This window comes from Bradyrhizobium sp. UFLA05-89 (genome assembly GCF_059803475.1).
The window spans coordinates 37111-57749 of the sequence record NZ_JBANBA010000040.1; the positions used below are offsets into that span (position 1 = coordinate 37111).

11 protein-coding genes are annotated in these 20639 nt (G+C 59.3%); 8 read left to right on the forward strand and 3 right to left on the reverse strand.

Features of this window, described 5'->3' with window-relative positions:
- Positions 1–283 precede the first annotated feature (283 nt).
- Complete coding sequence (locus SO139_RS21580; protein WP_474799337.1) at positions 284–1102, forward strand: glycosyltransferase family 25 protein; 819 nt, start codon at positions 284–286, stop codon at positions 1100–1102.
- Between the two features lie 56 nt (positions 1103–1158).
- Here SO139_RS21580 and SO139_RS21585 read toward each other — a convergent pair whose 3' ends face one another.
- Positions 1159–2208: a glycosyltransferase family 2 protein gene (locus SO139_RS21585; protein ID WP_474799339.1), complete on the reverse strand. Its 1050-nt coding sequence runs from the start codon at positions 2206–2208 to the stop codon at positions 1159–1161.
- 109 nt (positions 2209–2317) lie between these two features.
- On the opposite strand from SO139_RS21585, the gene SO139_RS21590 reads away from it, so the two are divergent.
- On the forward strand, positions 2318–3517 hold the full coding sequence (locus SO139_RS21590) for a glycosyltransferase (RefSeq protein WP_498540547.1): 1200 nt from the start codon (positions 2318–2320) through the stop codon (positions 3515–3517).
- Here the strand turns inward: SO139_RS21590 and SO139_RS21595 are convergent.
- A complete protein-coding gene (locus SO139_RS21595; RefSeq protein ID WP_498540548.1) occupies positions 3506–4504 on the reverse strand; it encodes a glycosyltransferase family 2 protein in 999 nt (332 codons plus the stop codon). The two genes, SO139_RS21590 and SO139_RS21595, sit on opposite strands and share 12 nt — an antisense overlap.
- 990 nt (positions 4505–5494) lie before the next feature.
- Here SO139_RS21595 and galE point away from each other — a divergent pair.
- The 6 genes from galE to SO139_RS21625 all read left to right on the forward strand — a co-directional run bounded on the left by galE (position 5495) and on the right by SO139_RS21625 (position 18901).
- Complete coding sequence (galE, locus tag SO139_RS21600) at positions 5495–6478, forward strand: UDP-glucose 4-epimerase GalE (RefSeq protein WP_449380561.1); 984 nt, start codon at positions 5495–5497, stop codon at positions 6476–6478.
- 57 nt (positions 6479–6535) lie between these two features.
- Positions 6536–7654, forward strand: coding sequence for a glycosyltransferase family 2 protein (locus SO139_RS21605; RefSeq protein ID WP_498540549.1), 1119 nt, complete (start codon positions 6536–6538; stop codon positions 7652–7654).
- Positions 7651–10578, forward strand: coding sequence for a trifunctional glycosyltransferase/class I SAM-dependent methyltransferase/polysaccharide deacetylase (locus tag SO139_RS21610; RefSeq protein ID WP_449380559.1), 2928 nt, complete (start codon positions 7651–7653; stop codon positions 10576–10578). Before SO139_RS21605 ends, SO139_RS21610 begins: the two co-directional genes overlap by 4 nt.
- The gene (locus SO139_RS21615; RefSeq protein ID WP_449380558.1) at positions 10575–11570 is read left to right on the forward strand and encodes a glycosyltransferase family 2 protein; all 996 of its coding nucleotides are present in this window, start codon (positions 10575–10577) and stop codon (positions 11568–11570) included. The genes SO139_RS21610 and SO139_RS21615 overlap by 4 nt, the downstream gene beginning before the upstream one ends.
- Positions 11571–11620: 50 nt before the next feature.
- Complete coding sequence (locus SO139_RS21620) at positions 11621–13378, forward strand: ABC transporter ATP-binding protein (protein ID WP_449380557.1); 1758 nt, start codon at positions 11621–11623, stop codon at positions 13376–13378.
- Between the two features lie 258 nt (positions 13379–13636).
- Entirely contained in the window at positions 13637–18901 is a 5265-nt protein-coding gene (locus SO139_RS21625) for an Ig-like domain-containing protein (RefSeq protein ID WP_498540550.1), read from the forward strand.
- Here the strand turns inward: SO139_RS21625 and SO139_RS21630 are convergent.
- The gene (locus tag SO139_RS21630; RefSeq protein WP_498540551.1) at positions 18888–20366 is read right to left on the reverse strand and encodes a lipopolysaccharide biosynthesis protein; all 1479 of its coding nucleotides are present in this window, start codon (positions 20364–20366) and stop codon (positions 18888–18890) included. The two genes, SO139_RS21625 and SO139_RS21630, sit on opposite strands and share 14 nt — an antisense overlap.
- Between the last annotated feature and the right edge of the window lie 273 nt (positions 20367–20639).

Below are 20639 nucleotides of genomic sequence, written 5' to 3' on the forward strand. Positions count from 1 at the left end.
CATCCACGCCTCTCTTGGCTCGAGACCATTGCGACTCTCGCGACCTACTATTCACTCTGACGTGAGGATCTTTGGTTCGCTCCAAGGCGCTGCGAAGGCGGACCGCCGTAGCGTAGCCGCGAATTTGGTCGTGCTGACCGAGTAGGAACATGAAAACATGGCCGACAGCATGGCGGCCTTCAGATGCGTGACGCGTCCTTGTCAGCACCGACAAGTTCGCGCTAATCGTTCCGAGGGTCGTGTGCAAACGGTTCCAAGTCGACAGCGTCGGACTGATCAAGCAATGGGCAGCAATCTCAGAATTATGGCGATTAGTTTGGCCGGTTCCCATCGCCGCCAGCGCGCAACTGAAAACCTGGATGCGCTTGATATTCCGTGGTCCTTCTTCGATGCCCTGCGTGTGCCGGCCCAGGGACTTCCGCAATATGATGAAGCGCTGGCCATTCGCTTTTGGGGCAGGGGCCTTTCTCGAGCCGAGATCGGCTGCGCAGCAAGCCATATGAGCATCATGGCGCAACTGGCGGAGTCGGACTCGGACGATTCGTGGACTCTTGTGATGGAAGACGACGTCGTTCTCGATGCTGGATTCGGCTTTCGATCACTTCCGGATATCTGCAAGGCTGCCGAGATTGGCTATCTCCGGCTGTATGGACGGCACATGGCGCAGTGCAAGCATGTTGCCTGGCTGGATCAGCGGGAATTGGTGCGGTTTGAGCGTGCACCGATGGGAACCCAGGCCTATCTGATCTCCAGCCGCGCCGCGCGTCGATTCATCGACAGCGTGACGACGATCCATCGACCCGTCGACTGGGAGATGGACCGGTTCTGGGCAAACGGCCTTTACAATTACGCCTTGTTTCCTTTCCCGTGCCTTGAACTGACGATGACGTCGTCGATTGCAAAGGCGGCAGATTCGGTCCGCGAGCCGACCGCGATCGACAGAGCGGCATGGTTTGCGTGGAAATCAAAGGAATATGTTCTGCGCCTGTCGGAAAATATTCGTCTTCGCCAGTCCGATAAGCGGATTCGCAGCCGCCTTGCCGGCTTAACGACTCTTCACGGGCCAATGCGCGAGACAATTCGCACCATCGAAAGCGTGTGATCGGCGCCTCGAGGGCCTGCAGCGAGATCTGACGAGGCGGGTGCGCCGTTGCGCACTCAGGCGTGCTTACGGCGAATGACGCTGCCGAACCGCAGAAGCGGCCTCAGGAGCTCCGCCCGGTTGAACCGGAGCATGATCAGCCGGTACGCAAGCCAGGAGGGGCTCAGGAACAACGCGGAGAACCAGACGATATGAGAGGCGGCGGCGCGCCACTGGGTCGTCCTGGTCAGGGCAAGCCATATTCCACGGCGCACGAGCGAACTCGAGGAGTCCGCATCCTGGCCAACATACCTCAGTCCCAATTTGCGCGACGCGAGGCGATAGTTGACGAAGACGATCTCGTTGTCGATCGGCCGTGCAGCTTGCACGTGCATCGACTTCCTGTCGCAATGCGCCTTCAGGATATCGAACTCGGCGACACGGAACCCGATCTGCCTGGGGAAATCGGGAAAGCACTGCGCGCGGCCCTTCGCGTCATTCCGGCTGATATTTCTGCCATGAAGCCGATATTGCCCCAGGGTTTCCTGCACCGTGACCACGTTCCCGTAGAGAGGCGCGATCGTGTTGAGAGCCCCATCGTATCCAACAGGTGGATTGAGAGGGATGACCTGGCGAAGAAACTCTCGGGAATACGCGTTTCCCGACATGACCGGCCAGGTGTATGTTCCCCACCGGATAAATTCTGCGTGCACGTCGTCTGGCGCGTAGGACTTGGGAAACGCACAAAACGAGCGTCCAAGTTGCTTGCCGGCGCCATCGATGATTTCCAGATTGAATTGAACTTTCGAAACACCCTCGCACCAGCGCGCAGCGACGTGTTCCACCGCCGTCGACAGCAGGATATCATCCGCATCGAGGAAGAGCAGCACGTCGCCTGTCGCTTCGCGATAACCAACCTCGAATGCTGCGATGTTGCCTTGATTAGCCTGAAATATGGCTCGAATCCTGTCGCCATAGCCGGCGATAATCTGACGGGAACCGTCGATCGAGCCGTCGTCGACGACAACAATTTCATCCGCTGGACGCGTTTGATTCAATGCGCTGTCGATCGCCAATCCGACATATCGTTCGTAGTTGTAGACCGTTATGACGATGCTGATCTTCAACGTGTGTCGCTCACGAAGTTCGCGGATGTCACGAGAGGCTATCAATCCATGTCTTGATGAGCCAGAAGTAATTTCACGGTCCGCAAAGCATGGTCGGTAAGGCAATCGCATGAAAATTTCTCTGATCGATCCCTCACTATTTACGTGGCCGTATGATCTCAAATTAGCCAAAGGATTGACCGATATTGGGCATGCAGCCAGCATTGTCGGCCGCCAGCTTGGACAGAAGCCCTCCGTGGATGAGGAACTGTTTCTTGACCGGCATTTTTATCCGGGATTGCAATCGCGTTTTTTCAAGAGACTTCCGCGCAGCGTGCAACTGGGGTTGAAGGGCCTCAGTCACGCGGAATCAATGACACGGCTAATCAGGCGCTTCAGGAGAAGGCCGCCTGACGTGATCCATTTTCAGTGGGCGCCGCTGGCAATCGTTGACAGCCAGTTCATCCCCAAGTTCAGGAGGGTCGCGCCAACGGTCTTGACCGTTCACGATTCGAATCCGTTCAACAACAATCCGAGCTCGCGGATACAGCGAATTGGCGCGCTCGGGATTCTGCATTGCTTCGACCATCTCATCGTTCATACGACCGTTGCACGCGATCGCCTGCTGCGCGTCGGTATCCCGGACGAGAAGATATCCGTTATCGCGCACGGATTGCTCACGGATCATATCGCCAGACGGGCCGACGAGTCTTCGGCAGCGGCCGGGCGCGTTCAAATACTCCTGTTCGGCAAGATAAAGCCCTACAAGGGCGTCGACGTCATGCTCCGCGCGCTTGCGCTGCTTCCCCGCGAGGTCAGGGCGCATTGCGTGGTGAAGGTCGTGGGCTGGCCAGAAATGCCGATGGAGCCGCTGTTTGCGATGGTGAAGGACCTGGAGCTCGAAGACCATGTCGAGTTCGACCTGCGTTTTGTCCCGGAAAATGAAGTGACCTCCCTGGTCGCGCGCGCTGACATCCTGGCTTTTCCGTACCGGGACATCGACGCATCGGGTGTGCTGATGCTGGCGATTGCGGCGGGACGTCCGATTGTGGCGTCGAACCTTGGAACGTTTTCGGAATGGCTGAGCGATCAGGCAGAGGGAACGCTCGTTCCTCCAGATGATCCGGCGGCATTGTCTCGATCGCTCGAACGCTTGATTCGCGACCCCGACTATCGAAACTCCAAGGGTCGAGGAATGCTGGATCTGCGCGACTCCGTGCCGACATGGACCTCGATTGCCCGCCTGACCGAAGTCGCCTATGCGAAAGCGAGCCGGCGTGTGGGGGGCGCGCCGGCTAGCGTTAAGGTTCTGCAGGATTTACGAAACTGACGGCGTCATCTGCCAGGTGGTCTGGCGGATCGACAGAATGCCCCAGAAAAAGCCAAGTGCCCACGCGAAGTGCATCACGACAGCGGCCGGCAGCGCAAGCAGCCCGCAGATTGAGCGATGCTTTGCTGCAATCATCATTGCAGTCAGCGCCAGAATTGCCAGATAGGCCGCTGGCAATGCCAACAGCACCGGCATCACCGGAGACAGCGCGATGGCGCAAAACGTCAATGCAACATGAGTGGGCACCAGGAACTGGCGCAGTCGCAACGATCCGGGATGCCGTCTCACGGTCCTCGATCGACCGCGACCGTAGTTGAAGTACTGCTTCGCCAGGCTCAGAAAACCCGACCTCGGTCGATATGAAAGGCGGATGTCCGAATCGAGAAATATCCGGCCGCCGATTGCACGCAGTCTGCAATCAAACTCTGCATCTTCATTATGAGTGAAGGTTTCATCGTAACCGCCGGCCCTGCGGAACGCATCGATGGTCATCGCCGCATGATGTCCGTGGTCGACAAAGCCGCTTTGCTTTCCGCCGCGATGCGCCGATCCGCCCGATCCGACCTTTGTGTCTGAGACCCAGGCGACGGCCTTTTGCAGGCAGCTGTCACCACGCGAGTCCATGGGGACCACGACCGAATCGGCCTGGCGCTCGTCCAAGGTCTCGATGAGACTCGAAACATAATCCGCCGGATATTCGCAATGAGCGTCACACCGCACCAGCACCTGAGCCGCAGCGCCATAACCCCGTACGGCCAGATTGACGCCGGCACTCTGCAGCCGCTGGGGATTGCGCAACAGATGGACGTCGTCGATCTCCTTGGCGAGCAAGCGAACAATGTCAGGCGTCCCATCGGTGCTGCCGCCATCTGCAACCACTATTGTGCGATCTTCGTGCAGACTGTCCCGAGCCAGGTTGCGGACAACGGTCTCGATGTGGGAAGCCTCGTTCAAAGCGGGTATGACGATCAGGATTTTTCTGGACACGGTTTAGCTGCCACTTGTCGTTGTTGTCTTCAACCATTGGGCGGGCGCGGGAATGTTATTCGATGCACGCCAAGGACGAGCGGACGGTCAGCCAGAAGAATGGCCAACTCGTGACCTCCCGGCTTGGCCTCCTCGTGCCGCCGCAACTAAGTGAGTGTGCTCACCGATCGTGCGTTAAAAGGGCGATCTATTTGCGAGGATAGTTTGTCCGGCCGATCGCTGGAAGATTGGAAGCGAACACGAATTGGAGTGGTATGTGAGAGTTATTGTTGTCGTCCTGGCTTGGCTGCTTGCCGTGTGTCGTCCCGCATCGGCTGATCCGATGACGCTGGATTTTTCATGGCGCGGTGCGCACGGTTGCGTCACTTTGTTCCCAAATCCCGAGATTCATCTGCGCAATGTTCCCGCGGGTTCCACCTCGATATCGCTAACGTTGAGGCAAGGCGCTCGAGAAATGGGAGGCCAGGATGTTCCGGTTCCGAGCAACGGTATTTTGCCATTTGGCACGATCCACACTTTCGGTCCGTGCAATCCTGGCCTGTATGAATGGACTGCCTTGGCGAAATCACCGACAGGGCAGGTTCTGTCGGAAGCGCATCAAGCGCAATTCTATCCCGCGGACGAAACCACAGCGAGACAATAGTTACGCAGCGATGTCGCAAGGCGAGTATGGCAGCACTCGCGGCCGCCGTGTGAGGTCGGAAAGTTCGTCGGTTTGTTGAGGTAGTTGCTGACTCAGTCGCTGCATCTCGCAGCGAGAGTTTCGGGCCTTTGCAACTGTCCGTTCCACGGTACGAATGCGGCCACAATCCATTTGGATAAGAATTGATTGGAATTTGGCAGATCGGGGAGATCAACAACAAGGTTGTGCTTCGTGACAGGGAGTTGAGTGTTGTTGGCGCGAAGGCAGATGCGCGACGATGTCGCCGATCCTACAAATCTCGGTAATTCCGCGCTTGCGATCGATGCCCAGCGGGCGGACGCAACGAGATGAAGAAGACCGTTCTTGTCACCGGCGGTGCCGGCTACGTCGGCTCGCATTGTTGCAAAGCGTTTGCGATGGCCGGCTGGAACGTCGTGACGCTGGACAATCTTTCCCGGGGCTGGCGCGATGCCGTCCGCTGGGGACCGCTGATCGAATGCGACATTCGCAATTCATCCGGCGTGCGCGCGACGCTGGAAACCCACAGGCCGGACCTCGTCGCGCATTTTGCTGCGCTGTCTTATGTCGGCGAGTCCGTGGCCGATCCCGCCATCTATTACGACAACAACACGAGAGGAACACTTGCGCTCCTTGAGGCGATGCGAGCGGCCGGCTGCTCGCGCGTCCTCTTTTCCAGCACGTGTGCCAGTTACGGAATTCCAAATCGCATCCCGATAGACGAAACGCATCCGCAAGCGCCAATCAATCCCTATGGATGGTCCAAGATGATCATCGAGCGCATGCTGGAGGACTTTGGTCGCGCGTACGGGATGTCGTCGGCTTCCCTGCGCTACTTCAACGCTGCGGGTTGCGATCCGGACGGCGAGATCGGCGAGCGCCACGAACCGGAGACGCATGCCATTCCGCTTGCGATTGAAGCCGTGCGCCGACCCGATCGACCTTTCACCATTTTGGGAACGGACTTTCCGACGCCGGACGGCAGCGCGATCAGGGACTATATCCACGTCAGTGACCTGGCGCAGGCCCACCTTCTCGCAGGCAATATGCTGGCAGCTCGTGGCGGTACTCACGTCTTCAATCTCGGTACGGGGATCGGCACGAGCGTGCTTGAACTGCTACAGGCCGTGAAGCGTGTCTCCGGAAACGATCCGATCGTCCGCCGCGGCCCGCGCCGTCCGGGAGATCCGCCCACGCTTGTCGCCTCCTTTGCCAAAGTCGAGCAGGAGCTCGGTTGGAGGCCACGGCAATCCCAGATCGATTTCATTATCGAAACTGCGCTCAGGTGGAGCGATAGCAACCCGCCGGCATGACGTCGCACGAAGATGACCGATAGCCCATTCATTGCAGGCATTGGATTGGGAAGGGGCGTGACGCATGTCTCCGTGGCGTCGGCTTCTGCTGTTGCGGAAACGCCATTGAGCGAAGGCATGACGGTATTTTGGCGTGCCAATCAGCCGATTGGTCATGTTCTGATGCATGAAGGCCGGGTGACGGACTCCAGGATCGAGCATATTGACGATGCGCTTATCTCAGCGGTCGACTCCAAGGTGCGAACGCCGACGAAGGCGCGGCTCTCGGCAAGCGTGGTGATCTGCACGCGGGACCGTCCGGACGAGCTGAGCAGATGCTTGCTGTCGCTGCCTCAACAGACCCATCCTCCGCGAGAGATTATTGTGGTGGACAATGCGTCGCGCGATCAGCGGACGCGGGATGTGGCGTTGGCCGCGGGAGTGACCTACGTTCGCGAGGATAGACCCGGTCTGGATATTGCGCGTAATGCCGGCGCGCTCCGGGCAACCGGAGATATCGTCGCCTATACGGACGACGATGTGTTGCTTCACCCGCGTTGGCTGGAGCAACTAACGTGCGCGTTTGACTCTCCCCAGATCGGGGCGGTGACGGGACTGGTGCTTCCGGCGGAGCTTGCAACCGAGGCGCAACGGCACTTCGAGACGTATTGGGGATTTGGCAAGGGCTACTGCGAACAGGATTACGACGGCACAGTCTTCCGATCGCATAGCGACCGAGTTCTTCCGGCATGGGACATTGGCGCTGGAGCGAGCATGGCGTTCAGGCGCGATGTGTTTCAAACCGTCGGACTTTTCGACGAGCGACTGGACGTCGGTCAGGCGGGCTGCTCGGGTGACTCGGAATACTGGTATCGATTGCTCGCGGGTGGCTACACCTGTCGTTACACTCCGGCGTCGGTCGCATTCCATTTTCACCGTAGGACGATGGATGGCCTGGCCAGCCAGATCTATCACTACATGCGTGGTCATGCGGCGGCACTTTTGGTGCAGTATGAGCGAACGGGGATCTCGGCTAATCGGCGTCTGGCCTACTATCAAAAACCTCGCTGGTACCTGTATCGACTGCTCCGGAAAGTCATGGAGGGAGACAGCGTTCGCGACCGCTTCCTGAAGGAGGAGGTGACGGGATATCTCGCCGGATTGCTGTTCTATCATCGCCGAAGGTTTCGAAGATGACGGCCTATCCGTGTACGTCCGTCGTGATTGCAGCCCGCAATGCCGAAGCGACCATTGCTGAAACGCTTGACAGCCTGCTCGCGCAGAGCTTCCCCGACTGGGAGGCTCTCGTCGTGGATGACGGATCGAATGATGGCACGGCCGCGATCATTGCCGAACATGCGGTACGCGATTCTCGCGTTCGCGTTCTGAAGTCTGACGGAGCAGGCGCATCGAGCGCCCGCAACAGGGGAATTTCAAGCGCGCGCGGCGAACGAATACTGTTCCTGGATAGTGACGACTGGATTGATCGATCCTTCCTTGCCCGGATGAATGCTGCGCTGGATCTCGATCACTCGGCGGTGGCCGCCTATTGCAACAGTTGCCGGGTCATGCCTGACGGCAGTGAGACACCCGTTCGCAGCGATCCGACCATCCAGGACGGTGCGTTTGAGCGTTTCGCTCGCACGTGTGCCACGTTCATCCATGCCGTGCTCGTCTTAAAAAGCAATGTCGAAAAGGTCGGCGGCTTTGAGGCAAGCCTCCGCTCGTGCGAAGACTGGGACCTGTGGCAACGGATCGCGCGTTGCGGCGGCAGGTGGATCCATGTCGATGAGAAATTGAGCTATTACCGGACGAGCGACCGTTCGCTGACGCAGGACGTCAAACGTATGCTGGCCGACGCGCGGGTGGTCATTGCGCGCGGATTCTCGAATGATGATCGCGTGAAAGAGCCGGCACCCGCACATCGAGCGGGAGCATCAACTGCATATGGCAGCGCTGCCGCGGCGTACGCGCATTTCGCGCTTTGGTGTGCTGGATTTGATTGCGGCCGCAGGAATGCCTTCGATATTTCGCTGGAACTGCTCAGCCACATTCCGAAGACCGAGACGTCGGCAGACGAAATCACGGCTGTCCTGCTCGATGCCGTCATGGTCGGTGCGAGAACGGTGCCTGCCAAGCTGGCGGACCGGTGGCCGCAATACGGGGAGAGCTTAACCGGTCTCATCTCTGCAATCGGTCGTGCATGGAATGACCCGGCGGCTGGGCGAAAGTGCCAATACAGAATCGAGCGGAAAGTGCTCGACTATGACGACGTTTCGGCGCCCAGGGTCCTCACATTGACGCTCGGTACGCGCGTCGACCTTCGTCATGTCAGCACCATCAGGCCGGTCGGGACCATTGATCGATTGTACGTCTATCTCTGCGACGGCTCTCGCATCCTGACGCTGGTCGATATTGGCGCCCTCGGCACTGTCGGCGGCCGTTTCTGGATCAAGCTGGCTGCCGATGGCCTCGTTCATTTCCAGGTCAAAGACCACATCGGAAGCCTGGTTCAGGCAAAAATCGCACTCCACAAGCGAACCGGACGGGTTCGATCTCTGTTGCGCGATGGCCGAGATACGCACCAAGCGCGGCTGCGTGAGTTGAACTTGCGGGCTTCACGCCAAGCGCGGCCGCTCATCATTTCAGGCATCCCCGATGCCAGCAGCCGGATGCGCGCCGAGAAGTCTCAGGCAACCGTACGCAGGCAATATTGGGAAGACCTCTTCAAGCAGGAAGACCCCTGGAACTACGGTTCGCCGTATGAACAGGAAAAGTACAACCGGCAGCTCGAGCTCCTTCCAGACCGGCCGATGGATCGTGCTCTTGAGCTTGCGTGCGCGGAAGGTCATTTCACGCAGCAATTGGCTCCCAGGGTCAAGCGTCTCCAGGCCGCCGATATTTCGACCAAAGCGCTCGATCGCGCCCGTGCCCGATGCAATGGACATCCGAACATTGAGTTCTCTCAACTGGACTTGTCCGCCGATCCACTCCCGCAGGACATCGAGCTGATCATCTGCTCCGAGGTCCTTTACTACCTTAATGACGAGGCGGAACTAGAATCGGTCGCGAGGCGATTGGCGCAGGCGCTGCGTCCTGGCGGTTACCTCGTGGCGGCCCATGCCTTTGTGCTGAAGGACAACATGGCCCGAACGGGGCTCGACTGGGATAGTCCGTATGGAGCGGAGACGATTACGCGGATTATCGGGGGCGTGCCCGGACTTGCGCTGGAGGCCTCGATCGAGACGGAGCTGTACCGCATCGATCGGTTCAGGCGTTTACTCCCGGGCGAATCCATCCCTGAAACACAGGTAAGAGCTGCGGCCGTCAACGCGCCGATCGATGTCGAGGTTGCGCGGTCCATCGTGTGGGGTGGTGCCGTCGCGCGCAGGTTCGACGTCGCGCAATCCGAAAGACGCACGCACGCCCCGGTCCTGATGTACCACAGAATTGCGTTTGAGGGACCAGGTGAACTGGCGCGGTATCGCCTGTCTCCCGATGCGTTCCGGCAACAGATGCTGTGGCTTCGCCGCAATGGCTACCACACGATCAATTCGGACCAGCTCGCTTGGTTCGTGGCCAACAATCATCCGTTCGTCGGCAGGCCGGTGCTGATCACCTTCGACGACGGGTACGCGGATTTTGCCGAGCATGCATGGCCGATCCTGCAGGCAAACGATTTCACGGCAGAGGTGTTCGTTGCGACCGACTTCGTGGGAAAGCGGGCGGAGTGGGATGCACCGTTTGGAGAGCCCGCTTCGCTGCTGGATGCGGCGAGGATTGCCGGGCTTGCCGCCGAGGGCGTGGCCTTTGGCAGCCATTTGGCGAGCCACCCGCGGAGCGAGGAGCTTGCGACCTGGAATCTCGCCGAGGAACTGACGCGATCTCGTGCACAGTTGGAGCAATGGCTTGGGCGCCCCATAACGTCGCTTGCTGCTCCTTTTGGCTCCACTGATCAGCGGCTTGGATTTCTCGCAGCCGAATGTGGTTACAGGACCCTGTTCAATACGGTGAGCCGGGCCGCCACACTGAAGGACAATTTATTAGACCTGCCGCGAATTGAGGTCAGAGGCGATTCTACGCTGGACAAATTCGCGTGCGACCTGGAGCAATATCAATGAGCATCGGTGCGCTCCTGGTCAGTGTGGTTATCCCCGCCTTCAATGCCGGTGCAACGATCGACGAGACGCTTCGGAGCGTCAGATCCCAGTCGCACCGGGAGCTGGAAATCATTGTCGTGGACGACGGCTCCACGGATGACACGGTTGCGGTCGTCCAGCGACATCTGGATCTGGATTCTCGAATAGTAATCATAGAACAGCGTAATGCAGGAGTAGCGGCAGCCCGGAATGCCGGCTGGCAGGCGGCGCGCGCGGACTTCGTCGCGTTCATTGATGCCGATGATCTCTGGACGCCCCGCAAGATCGAGCAGCAGCTTCAGGTCTTGCTTGATGCGGGAAAAAGGACTGGTCTAGTGTACAGCTGGTATGATTGGATCGACGTCGACAGTCGCGTGAGCGCCAGATCCGATCCGGTGTTTCATGCGGGCGAGGTGCTGGACTATCTCTGTCAGGGAAATTTCATCGGCAACGGGAGCTCGGCGCTGGTTCGCCGGGAAGCGCTCATAGCCGCGCGAGGTTTCGAGAGCGGACTCAGGGCATCGGGTGCCGAAGGCTGCGAAGATCTGCTGTTCTATTGCCGCGTCGCGGAGTCGTACCACTTCGCGGTCGTGCCCGAGTACCAGATTGGCTATCGCTATCTCCCGAACAACATGTCGAGCAACATGACCCGGATGTTCCGGTCATGGATGCTGGTCGCGGATGAGATCATGACGCGGCATCCCGGGCGCACGGCGCTACTCGATCAGGGCTTCAGAAACTATGCGCGTTGGCTGCTTCGGAGAGCTCTGACGGGCGGTCAGTTGTGGTACTTCGTTTCAATCCTTGGGCTCCTGTGCAGACGGAATCCCATGCTGGCGCTCAGGGTTTTCGTGCACGATGTGCCACGAGATACCGTCTCGGAGATACGGTGGAAATGGCGCCATCAGCGTCACAGAGCGGTTCGACATCCCCTGTCGTCGTTTGCGATCGGAGATCCAAATCAAACGCTATGACAGAGAACGCAGACAATACGAGAAGATCGAGAGCTGCGCGCAGCGCTGCATTGGTCGAACTGTTCAAGCTGCTCAAGCTTGCTCCGCTGCCCCGTTGGGTGACGCCGACGCTGATCGTTCTTGGCCTGGCTGCATCGTTGGCCGAGACGGTCGGGATCACCCTCGTGCTCCTGTTCTTCTATTTCGCCATGGGGCAGGTGGAACTTGCGACGTCTACCGGCGGCCTGCTGGGCGAGGCGCTCCGGTATGCGGCGAACTGGTTTCACAGCTCGACCGAAACTGCCGTCGTGCTGCTCCTTCTCATCATTGCTCGCGGTGCTCTTTCCTTTGTCAACACACTCATCAGTGCGCGTGTTGGCGAACAGATCAATGAAGCCGCACGCAACCGCGTCCATCTGCAGTATCTCTCGACTTCGTACTCGTTCTTTCAACGCCATGACGAAGCATATCTCATGGAGGTGTTGGGAACTGAGACATGGGTGATTTCTGGAGCATACGCCAGCCTCACCCGCATTATCGTAAGCTCGTGTTCGATCTTTCTGTTCGCGTCCTTTCTGTTGGCGCTCTCGATCAAGGTGACCGTCCTCGCCATCGTTGCCTCGATGCTGGTATCGGCCGGATTGCGTCATCTTTCGTTGCCCATGCAGCAGTTGGGCACCGGCGTGAAGCTGGTTCATCAAAGACTGGGGGAGCACATGCTGATGACGCTCCAGGGTATGCGCACGATCCGCGCATATGGCCAGGAGGAGAGTCACCAGAGGCGATTCGAGCAGGCTTCGACACAGGCGCGACAGGTCGCGCTGCGGCTTGCGCGTCTGTCCGCCCTGGTCTCGCCTCTGACGGAGGTAGGCTATCTTGTCGTGCTGTTTCTCGTCATCGCGTCCGCAGACATGTGGGGAATCGGCTTTGCGACGAGTTTGACCGCGGTTGCGCTGCTCTATCGACTGCAGCCGCATATGCGAGACCTGGAGGGGAACTTGCTGTATATGGCGCAAATCGAGCCTCAGCTTCGGTCGATCCGACACATGCTGTCGACGGATGACAAGGAGTACCCCAAGGCCGGGCACGTCGCCGTGACTGCATTGGACGAAGGCATCTCATTTCGCGACGTGACTTTCCGCTATGATGCCGGAGGCGAAGCCGCTCTTACGGATGTTTCGTTTGACATTCCGGCGGGGAAAACCACTGCGCTCATTGGAGCCAGTGGAGCGGGCAAGACGACGATCGTAAATCTGCTGCTGCGGCTCTATTCGGCCAACGAGGGTGTCATACGGGTTGACGGTCGGCCCATCGAAGACCTTTGCCGGACGGATTGGCTCGGTATGCTCGCGATTGCGGGCCAGGATGTCGATCTGATCGAAGGCACGGTGATCGAGAACGTTCGGATGGCCAAGAACGACGCCACCGAAGAGGAGGTTCTGCAGGCGCTTCGGGTGGCGGGAATTTCAGAGGTCGTCGAGGCCCTGCCCGACAAATACGACACCTGGATAGGGCAGCATGGCCTGCGCTTTTCGGGCGGTCAGCGTCAGCGTCTTGGTCTTGCACGCGCGATTGTGCGCAATCCAAAATTCCTCATCCTTGACGAAGCGATGAGCGCGCTCGATCTGACGCTCGAGGACAGCATTCGACGCGCGATCCAGCTGCACTTCAGGAGTCGAACCTTACTGCTCATAACGCATCGCCTGGAATCCGTACGCGATGCGGATCATGTGGTATGCATCGAGAACGGCCGGGTTCGCGCGGAGGGGCCACCGGCTATAGTGATGGCGAACTCTACGAGCGTGCGCACCAGGAATTTCGCGCGCTGAAGTCGGTCAAATATCGGACGCATAACTCGGTTCCCGAATTGGAACCAAGCGTGTGTTCGGCGTGCGCCCATTGAAGCGACGGGACGGCGCGTGGGTTGAACTTGCCGGTTGCCAAGCAGCGCCGACCTCGCGTGAGTCCGTAGCGCTACGGTGCCTCGGCTGATTCTCACTTCATGCGTCAAATTGTGTGGAATCCCGTAAGCCCCTTTTGATTGTGGGCATAGTTGCGTGTCGCGCAAAGGGGCGCGCGATTCAACCATGACCATTATCAACGGAACTGCAGAAGCCGATATCCTGTTTGGCGGAACCGGAAACGACCTCCTGACCGGAGGAGCAGGCTCGGACACTTTCGTGATCTCGAAAGGGTACGGTTCCGATACCGTCACCGACTTTCAGGCGGGTGCAGGCGGCGATGTGTTGCGGGTGCAGAACTACGGCTTTGCGACGTTTGCCAAATTCGTGGCCGCAGCCAGCCAGGTAGGCGCCGATACCGTCGTAACTCTGTCGTCGACCGAGACGCTTACGCTGCAGAATGTCGCGCTCTCGACCTTGGTTGCAAACAATGTTGCGCTGGATAATCCGCTGCCGGCAAGCGGAACGGCGTGGAATTGGGCAGGTACTGTCCCCGCAGGCAGCACGCTGACGACCGGAGCGACAAATGACGGCATCCAGGCCGGCGGCACGGGCGTCACCCTGATCGGCGGAGCCGGGGACGACACCTACTACGTCTACGACCACAACACCAAGGTCGTCGAGCAGGCCGGCGAGGGGATCGATACGATCCGTGTCTGGAACATCAATGGATACAGTCTCCTCGATGCGCCGAACGTCGAGAACCTCGTCCTGACGGATAGCGTTCCTTCTCCCGCCACCGGCAATGATCTCGACAACATCATTGTCGGCAATGCCGGCGACAACATGATTGACGGCGGGCGGGGCAACGATGTGCTGACCGGTGGGGCCGGTCGCGACACCTTTGTCGTGACCACAGGCAACGGAAACGACATCGTCACCGACTTTCAGGCTGGCGCCGGCGGTGACATCCTGCAACTCAACAACACGGGCTTCAAGACGTTCACCGACGTCACGGCGGCCATGAAGCAGGTCGGCACCGACCTTGTCCTGACGATCCCCAGCGGCGAAACCATAACGCTTGAAAACACCAGCCTCCAGAATCTCACGGCCGCCAATATAAACATCGTCAGTCCCCTGACCGGACTGGTCCAGACCTTCAACGACGACTTCAACACGCTCTCCGCGGGGCAGGATCCCAGCCTGACCTGGCGCACAAGCTATGCCTGGAGCGGAGCAGCAAGCTACGGGCTGGCCGGCGAACAGGAAGTGTACGTCGATCCCAGCTTTTCCGGGCTGCCGGCAACTCAGGCATCAACGTCGCTTGGGCTAAATCCGTTCTCGATTCAGGATGGCCACCTTGTCATCACGGCGCAGCCCTTGCCTGCGAGTGCCACGCCTTATACCGGAAGCGCCATTTTCTCGTCGGGCATGATCTCGACCCAGAACAGCTTCACCCAGACCTACGGCTATTTCGAGATGACGGCCACGCTGCCCAGTACAAGCGGCGCATGGCCGGCGTTTTGGCTGCTGCCCAGCACCACCAACAACCTCAACACGGAAATCGATGTGCTCGAAGCCTTTGGTCAGGATTCTGACCAGTCCCATTGGGCCATTCACTCACCTTATGCGCCCGCGGCGAATGGGGGTTGGGCAAATACAGCCAACCTGACCACTGGAGAATACACGTTCGCGCTCGAATGGACGCCTTATGACCTGACGTTCTTCGTGGACGGGAAGGAGGTCGCACAGCAGGCCACGCCCGCCGACATGAATACGGCGATGTACATGATCGCCAATCTGGCGATGGGCGGGAGCTGGCCAGGCAACGCCGCTGCGGGATCGACGGCCTCGATGACCATCGATTCAATCAAGGCCTATCAATTGCCGGAGTACACGCTTGCGAACTACACCCTTCTCGCGAGTGGCACCCCAAGCAATACGATCGCGGGAAGTGCGGCTGCGGATACGCTGACCGGCACTTCCGGCAATGACCTGATCGGCGGTGCCGGCGGCGCCGATACCATGACCGGCGGTGCCGGCGACGACACCTATGTCGTGACCGATCCGGGTGCGAAGGTTGTCGAAGCCTATGGCGGAGGCGTCGATACGGTCAATTCGTCGGTGACGTACACGCTTTCCAGCTACGTCGAGAATCTGACGCTCACCGGTTCGGCGGCCATCAATGCCACCGGCAATATCGAGTCCAACATCATCATCGGCAATTCCGCGGCGAACGTCATCACCGGCGGACTCGGCAATGATATCCTGACTGGTGGTGGCGGCGCCGATACCTTCGTCATCAACTCCGGCGATGGTTCGGACATCATTACCGACTTCTCGCCTGGATCGGGCGCCGGTCACGATGTCGTCCAGTTGAATGGCTTTGCCTTCACCTCGTTCGCCGACGTGCAGGCGGCAATGAGCCAAGTCGGAGACGATGTGTATCTGAGGCTGACGAGCCAGGATACCCTGGTGTTCCGCAACACGACGGTCTCGGCGTTCACCAGCGACGATTTCCAACTGCCCGCAACGCTGCCCGTCGGCGGGTCGATTACGTCCTGGATCAGCGGGAAGGCGAGCAGCCACACGGTGTACGGCACCGCGGCGAACGACAAGCTCACGGCGGTGAATAGCGATGACACGCTCGTTGGCGGGAACGGCGACGATACCTACGTCATCGGCAATAAGAACCAGAAGATTGTTGAGAATTCCGGTGGCGGCATCGACAGCGTGGAGGCCTGGACGTCGTACACGCTGCCCGCCAACGTCGAAAACCTGACGTTGATGACAGGCGGGTTCGCTGGCGTCGGCAACCAATTGGCAAACCGTATGGCCGGCTCTAGCGGCGACGACGTCCTCGATGGCGCCGGCGGGAATGACTGGCTCTACGGTGGAGCCGGAAACGATACGTTTATTTACAACGCGGGCAGCGGCAACGATACGATCGCGGATTTTCATGTCTCCGCGAGCTCGACTGCCGAACACGACAAGCTGATCCTGAAAGGCTATGACGGCGGTGCCTATTTGACCCACGTGAACGACGTGTGGACCGTTCACTATGCGGGTGGAGCAGATACGCTGCGCATTGCCGGCGTCACCAGCTTGACGTCGGCCGACTATTCATTCGTTTCCGCGACGAATTCGCCCATGGCGATGACGTCTATCGCCGTGCCGACGATCTCGGCGACCAACGACAGCGGCTCGATCGTGGCGGGCCTCGTCAACACAAATCATCTGATTCTCACGGGCCACGCAGAGGCAGGTGTAACCGTCGAGGTGTTCGATGGGACCAATCAGATCGGCACGACGGTCGCCGACGGCAATGGTAGCTGGAGTTTTGCGACCGGAACGCTGGTCGACGGCGCACATGCCTTCGCGGCTGCCGCAGCGGACGGCGTCGGCAATCTCAGCGCGCTCTCGGCCGGGGTCAATGTCACCATCGACACGGTGGCTCCCACCGCGCCCAATGTGGCGTCGTTCTCGCCCGACAGCAATGTCGTCGGCGATGGAGTCACCAATGTCAACCGGGTGAACTTGACTGGAACCGCTGACGCGGGGAGCACCGTGCAGGTCTTCGACGCCGGGACGATGATTGGAACGGCAGTTGCTGATGCCAATGGAGCCTGGTCCTTTGCGACCGGAACATTGATGGATGGCAACCACACCTTTACCGGCAGGGCCGCGGATGCCGCCGGCAATGTCAGCGCTTCCTCGGGCGCGCTGAACGTCATGGTCGATACGCGTGCACCGGTTGCACCTGTCCTGACCTCGGGCACACCCGCCGCTTCGAACGGCATGATCGTCTCCGGCACGGCTGAGGCCGGAAGCACGGTCCGGCTGTATGAGGGCGCGACCTTGCTCGGCACGGGCGTGGCGGCGGTGAGCGGGGCCTGGAGCGTCACCACCGGATCGCTCACGGCAGGCCAGCACAGCTTCACAGCGACGGCAACCGACATCGCCGGCAATTTAAGCCAGCAGTCGGACGCCTTCAGTGCTGCCGTCGGTACAGTGATCGAAGCGGCCGGTGCGACAACGATTACCAAGGTAGGAAGCAATTTCTACCTGTCGACTGCCGGATCATCGGTTCTCTTGAAGAATGGCGGGACGGCGGTTGTCGCGGGGCAGCTTGGCCCATGGGCGCCGGTTGGTGCGGAAGCATCGTCGTCAAACGGCTATCTCGTCGCCTGGAAGATTGCCGCCACCGGCCAGTTTACGATCTGGAACACCGATAGCAACGGCAATTTCGTATCCAACTATCTCAACAAGGTGTCGGGGACGGACCCCACGCTTGAATCGAGTGAGACCCTCTTTCACCAGGATCTCAATGGCGACGGCGTGATCGGCGTTCCCTCGACTGCTACGGCGCAGGCCTCAACCACGACAACAATTGCAGGGACGACGATCGAGGCATCCGGTTCGACCAGTCTGGTTGCCGTCGGCAAGAATTTCTCCTTGGTCTCGATGGCGGCCGGCACCGGACCGACGTTGAAGTCTGGCGGTGTCGCGGTCGTGTCGGGACAGTTCAGCGTCTGGACGCCGGTGGCGGTGGAGCAGACGTCCTCCGGCTATGACGTGGCCTGGAAGATTCCGGCCACCGGCGAATTTTCGGTATGGACCACCGACCGCAATGGCAATTACTTATCGAACCTGCTGAACAAGGTGTCCCCGACCGACCCGTCGCTCAAGGCGATTGAGACGGCGTTTTACCAGGACCTCAACGGCGACGGCGTGATCAATACGCCATCGACCGTCCTCGAGATTTCCGGGAACGTCGTATTGAAGCTCGGCAATATGACGCAGGCTGCGACGATCGACGCGGGCGCCACACTCGAATTGTCCGGCGCAGCTTCCGGATCGATCACCTTCAAGGCTACGACGGGCAATCTGGTGCTGGACCATGCGGCGCAATTTACGGGGACGCTGATCAACCTGACGGGCGACGGCACCGCCGCCAATTCCAACCATCTCGATCTGAAGGACATCGCGTACGGAGCAGGGACGTCGGCGTCCTTTTCGGGCAACACGGCCGGCGGCACGTTGACCGTGGTCGATGCCCAAAATCACACCGCACATATTTCGCTGGTCGGCGACTACACCAAGTCGACCTTCAATCTCTCGAGCGACGGGACAGGAGGCACGCTGGTCATCGATCCTCCGAAAGCCGGCTTTGATTTCGCGTCGGTTCCGGCGTCGCGGCCTCCCGCAATCACACCGGCCGTCACCGCGGTGCGCCTGGAAGGCGACGGATTTGTTCTTGCGCAGTCTGCCGCCTCAAAGGGCACCTATGAGTTCGGTAACGAGGCACTCTATGAATCGACCAGGGTAGCGTCCCTCGTGGAGACAAGTCGCATGGATGTCGACCCCGGCGTTCATCAGGTCGACCTCGTTCATGCGTTGGCCCCGATCGACGCCCATCTGGCGGAAATGCACAATTTCATCCTTCGCTGAAGGATCTTTGGGTCGCTATCCTCTGATAGCCGTTGCGCAACACGCGTCTTGCGAGTGCCCTTTTCCGCGGGAAGAGAATGATGGTCACGAGATATGAGGCATAGGCAAGTGCCAGCAGTGTAGCCAGCCCAGCCAGGGAGTTTCCATCCAGCAACGAGATGGTCGAGATCCTAACGAAGACCGCTGCCACGAGACAACCGATCCAATGCGGACCCGTCGTTTCGATCAAGCTCCTCGTTGTGACGGGGCCCGTGCGACCGACCGACATCGCGTAGAGCGGCAACACGATGGCGCAATTCACCAGCGCATACGCCATGGCAATCCCGAGGGCGCCCCAGGGAAGGCCAACGACGAATGAGGTCACGTTGATCAGGGCGGTCCAAATGCCGAGCCTGAAGTACTCTCGGCCACGGCCTTGACTGAGAAACAGCCAGGTTGCCGTCGCGGTCGCGACCTGGATTAGGCCCGCAAGGCCAAGCCACGAAAAAATCGGGGCTGCACCCACCCAATGCTCTCCAAGCACAAATTTGAAGAGCGGCTCCGACAGCAGGATGGCGAAGACGATGCCGGGCTGACATGCAAGCATGACCAGCGAAAGAACATCCTCGTAGGTGCTCAGATATTTCTCCTTGTCGAAACGAAGGCGCGAAAGCAGAGGGACAATCACCTGGCCGATGGGGTTGTGCAACTGAATGATCGGAAACAGCAACAGCTTATAGGCGCGATCATACAGGCCGAGCTCGTCTCCGCCGCGGAATTTGCCGATGAGAATATTGTCCGCGTTTCTCGAGAAATAGTTGGCCAGATTGAATCCGGAAACGTGCAGGCCAAATCTCGCCAATTGGCGAGTCTCTTTTTCCAAGTGGGGATATCCAGGACGATAGGCCGAACAGGCCCAGATCCCGACTGTCGAAAAGAGCGTCAGAACGAGTGTGGACAGGTAAAGTGCCCAATAATCTCTCAAGATGATCACGGCGACGATCCCTGCCGCTACGGAAGCGGTTGTCGCTACGACATCCAGGATGGCCAAGGCCTTGAACCGGCTCTCTCTGGCGAGCAGCGCGGCGGGAACGGTTGGAAGGCCCGCGATGAAGCTGAGCCCGGCAATTGCGATGGTGAGTTGTTGGAGCCTCGGCTCATCGTAGAGCAGCGCAATCGGATATCCGATCAACCCCAGAACGAGAGCAGATGCCGCGGAGGCGATCACCGACAGCCAAAACAGCGTATCGAGCTGGCCCTTGGTGATTTCCGGGCGCTGAACGATCGCCTGTCCAACACCAAGGTCCTTGAAGAGCCCGACGAACGTTGCTGCGGTCGCAGACATGGCAAGCAGGCCGAAGTCGGACGCCGCGAGATTTCGCGTCGAGACGATGGTCAAGAGAAAGCCGGCGCAGAGTTTCCAGGCTTGCGACCCACCTGTTATCAGGATGTTCGTTGCGGCCCGTGACTTGCTATCTCTGTCCAAACGAGCTCACCCGGCGATATCGAACAGCTCTTGCTCGGCCTTGCATCTGGCGGCAGCAAGAGCTGTCGGCTCTCCACGACGACGGATCAAACCGTTGCAGGTTTTTAGCTTGGCTCTGGTACGAACGGAAGACGGGATCGAGCCGTGCGGAGCGAGCAGGCTCTGAAAACGTTTGTCGCTTGCATCTTTTATGGATGTCCAAACTGATCATGGACAATTGCTCTCAGGTTTACGCTGGCAAAGAAGAGACGTGGCCACATTAATGCCCGCAGT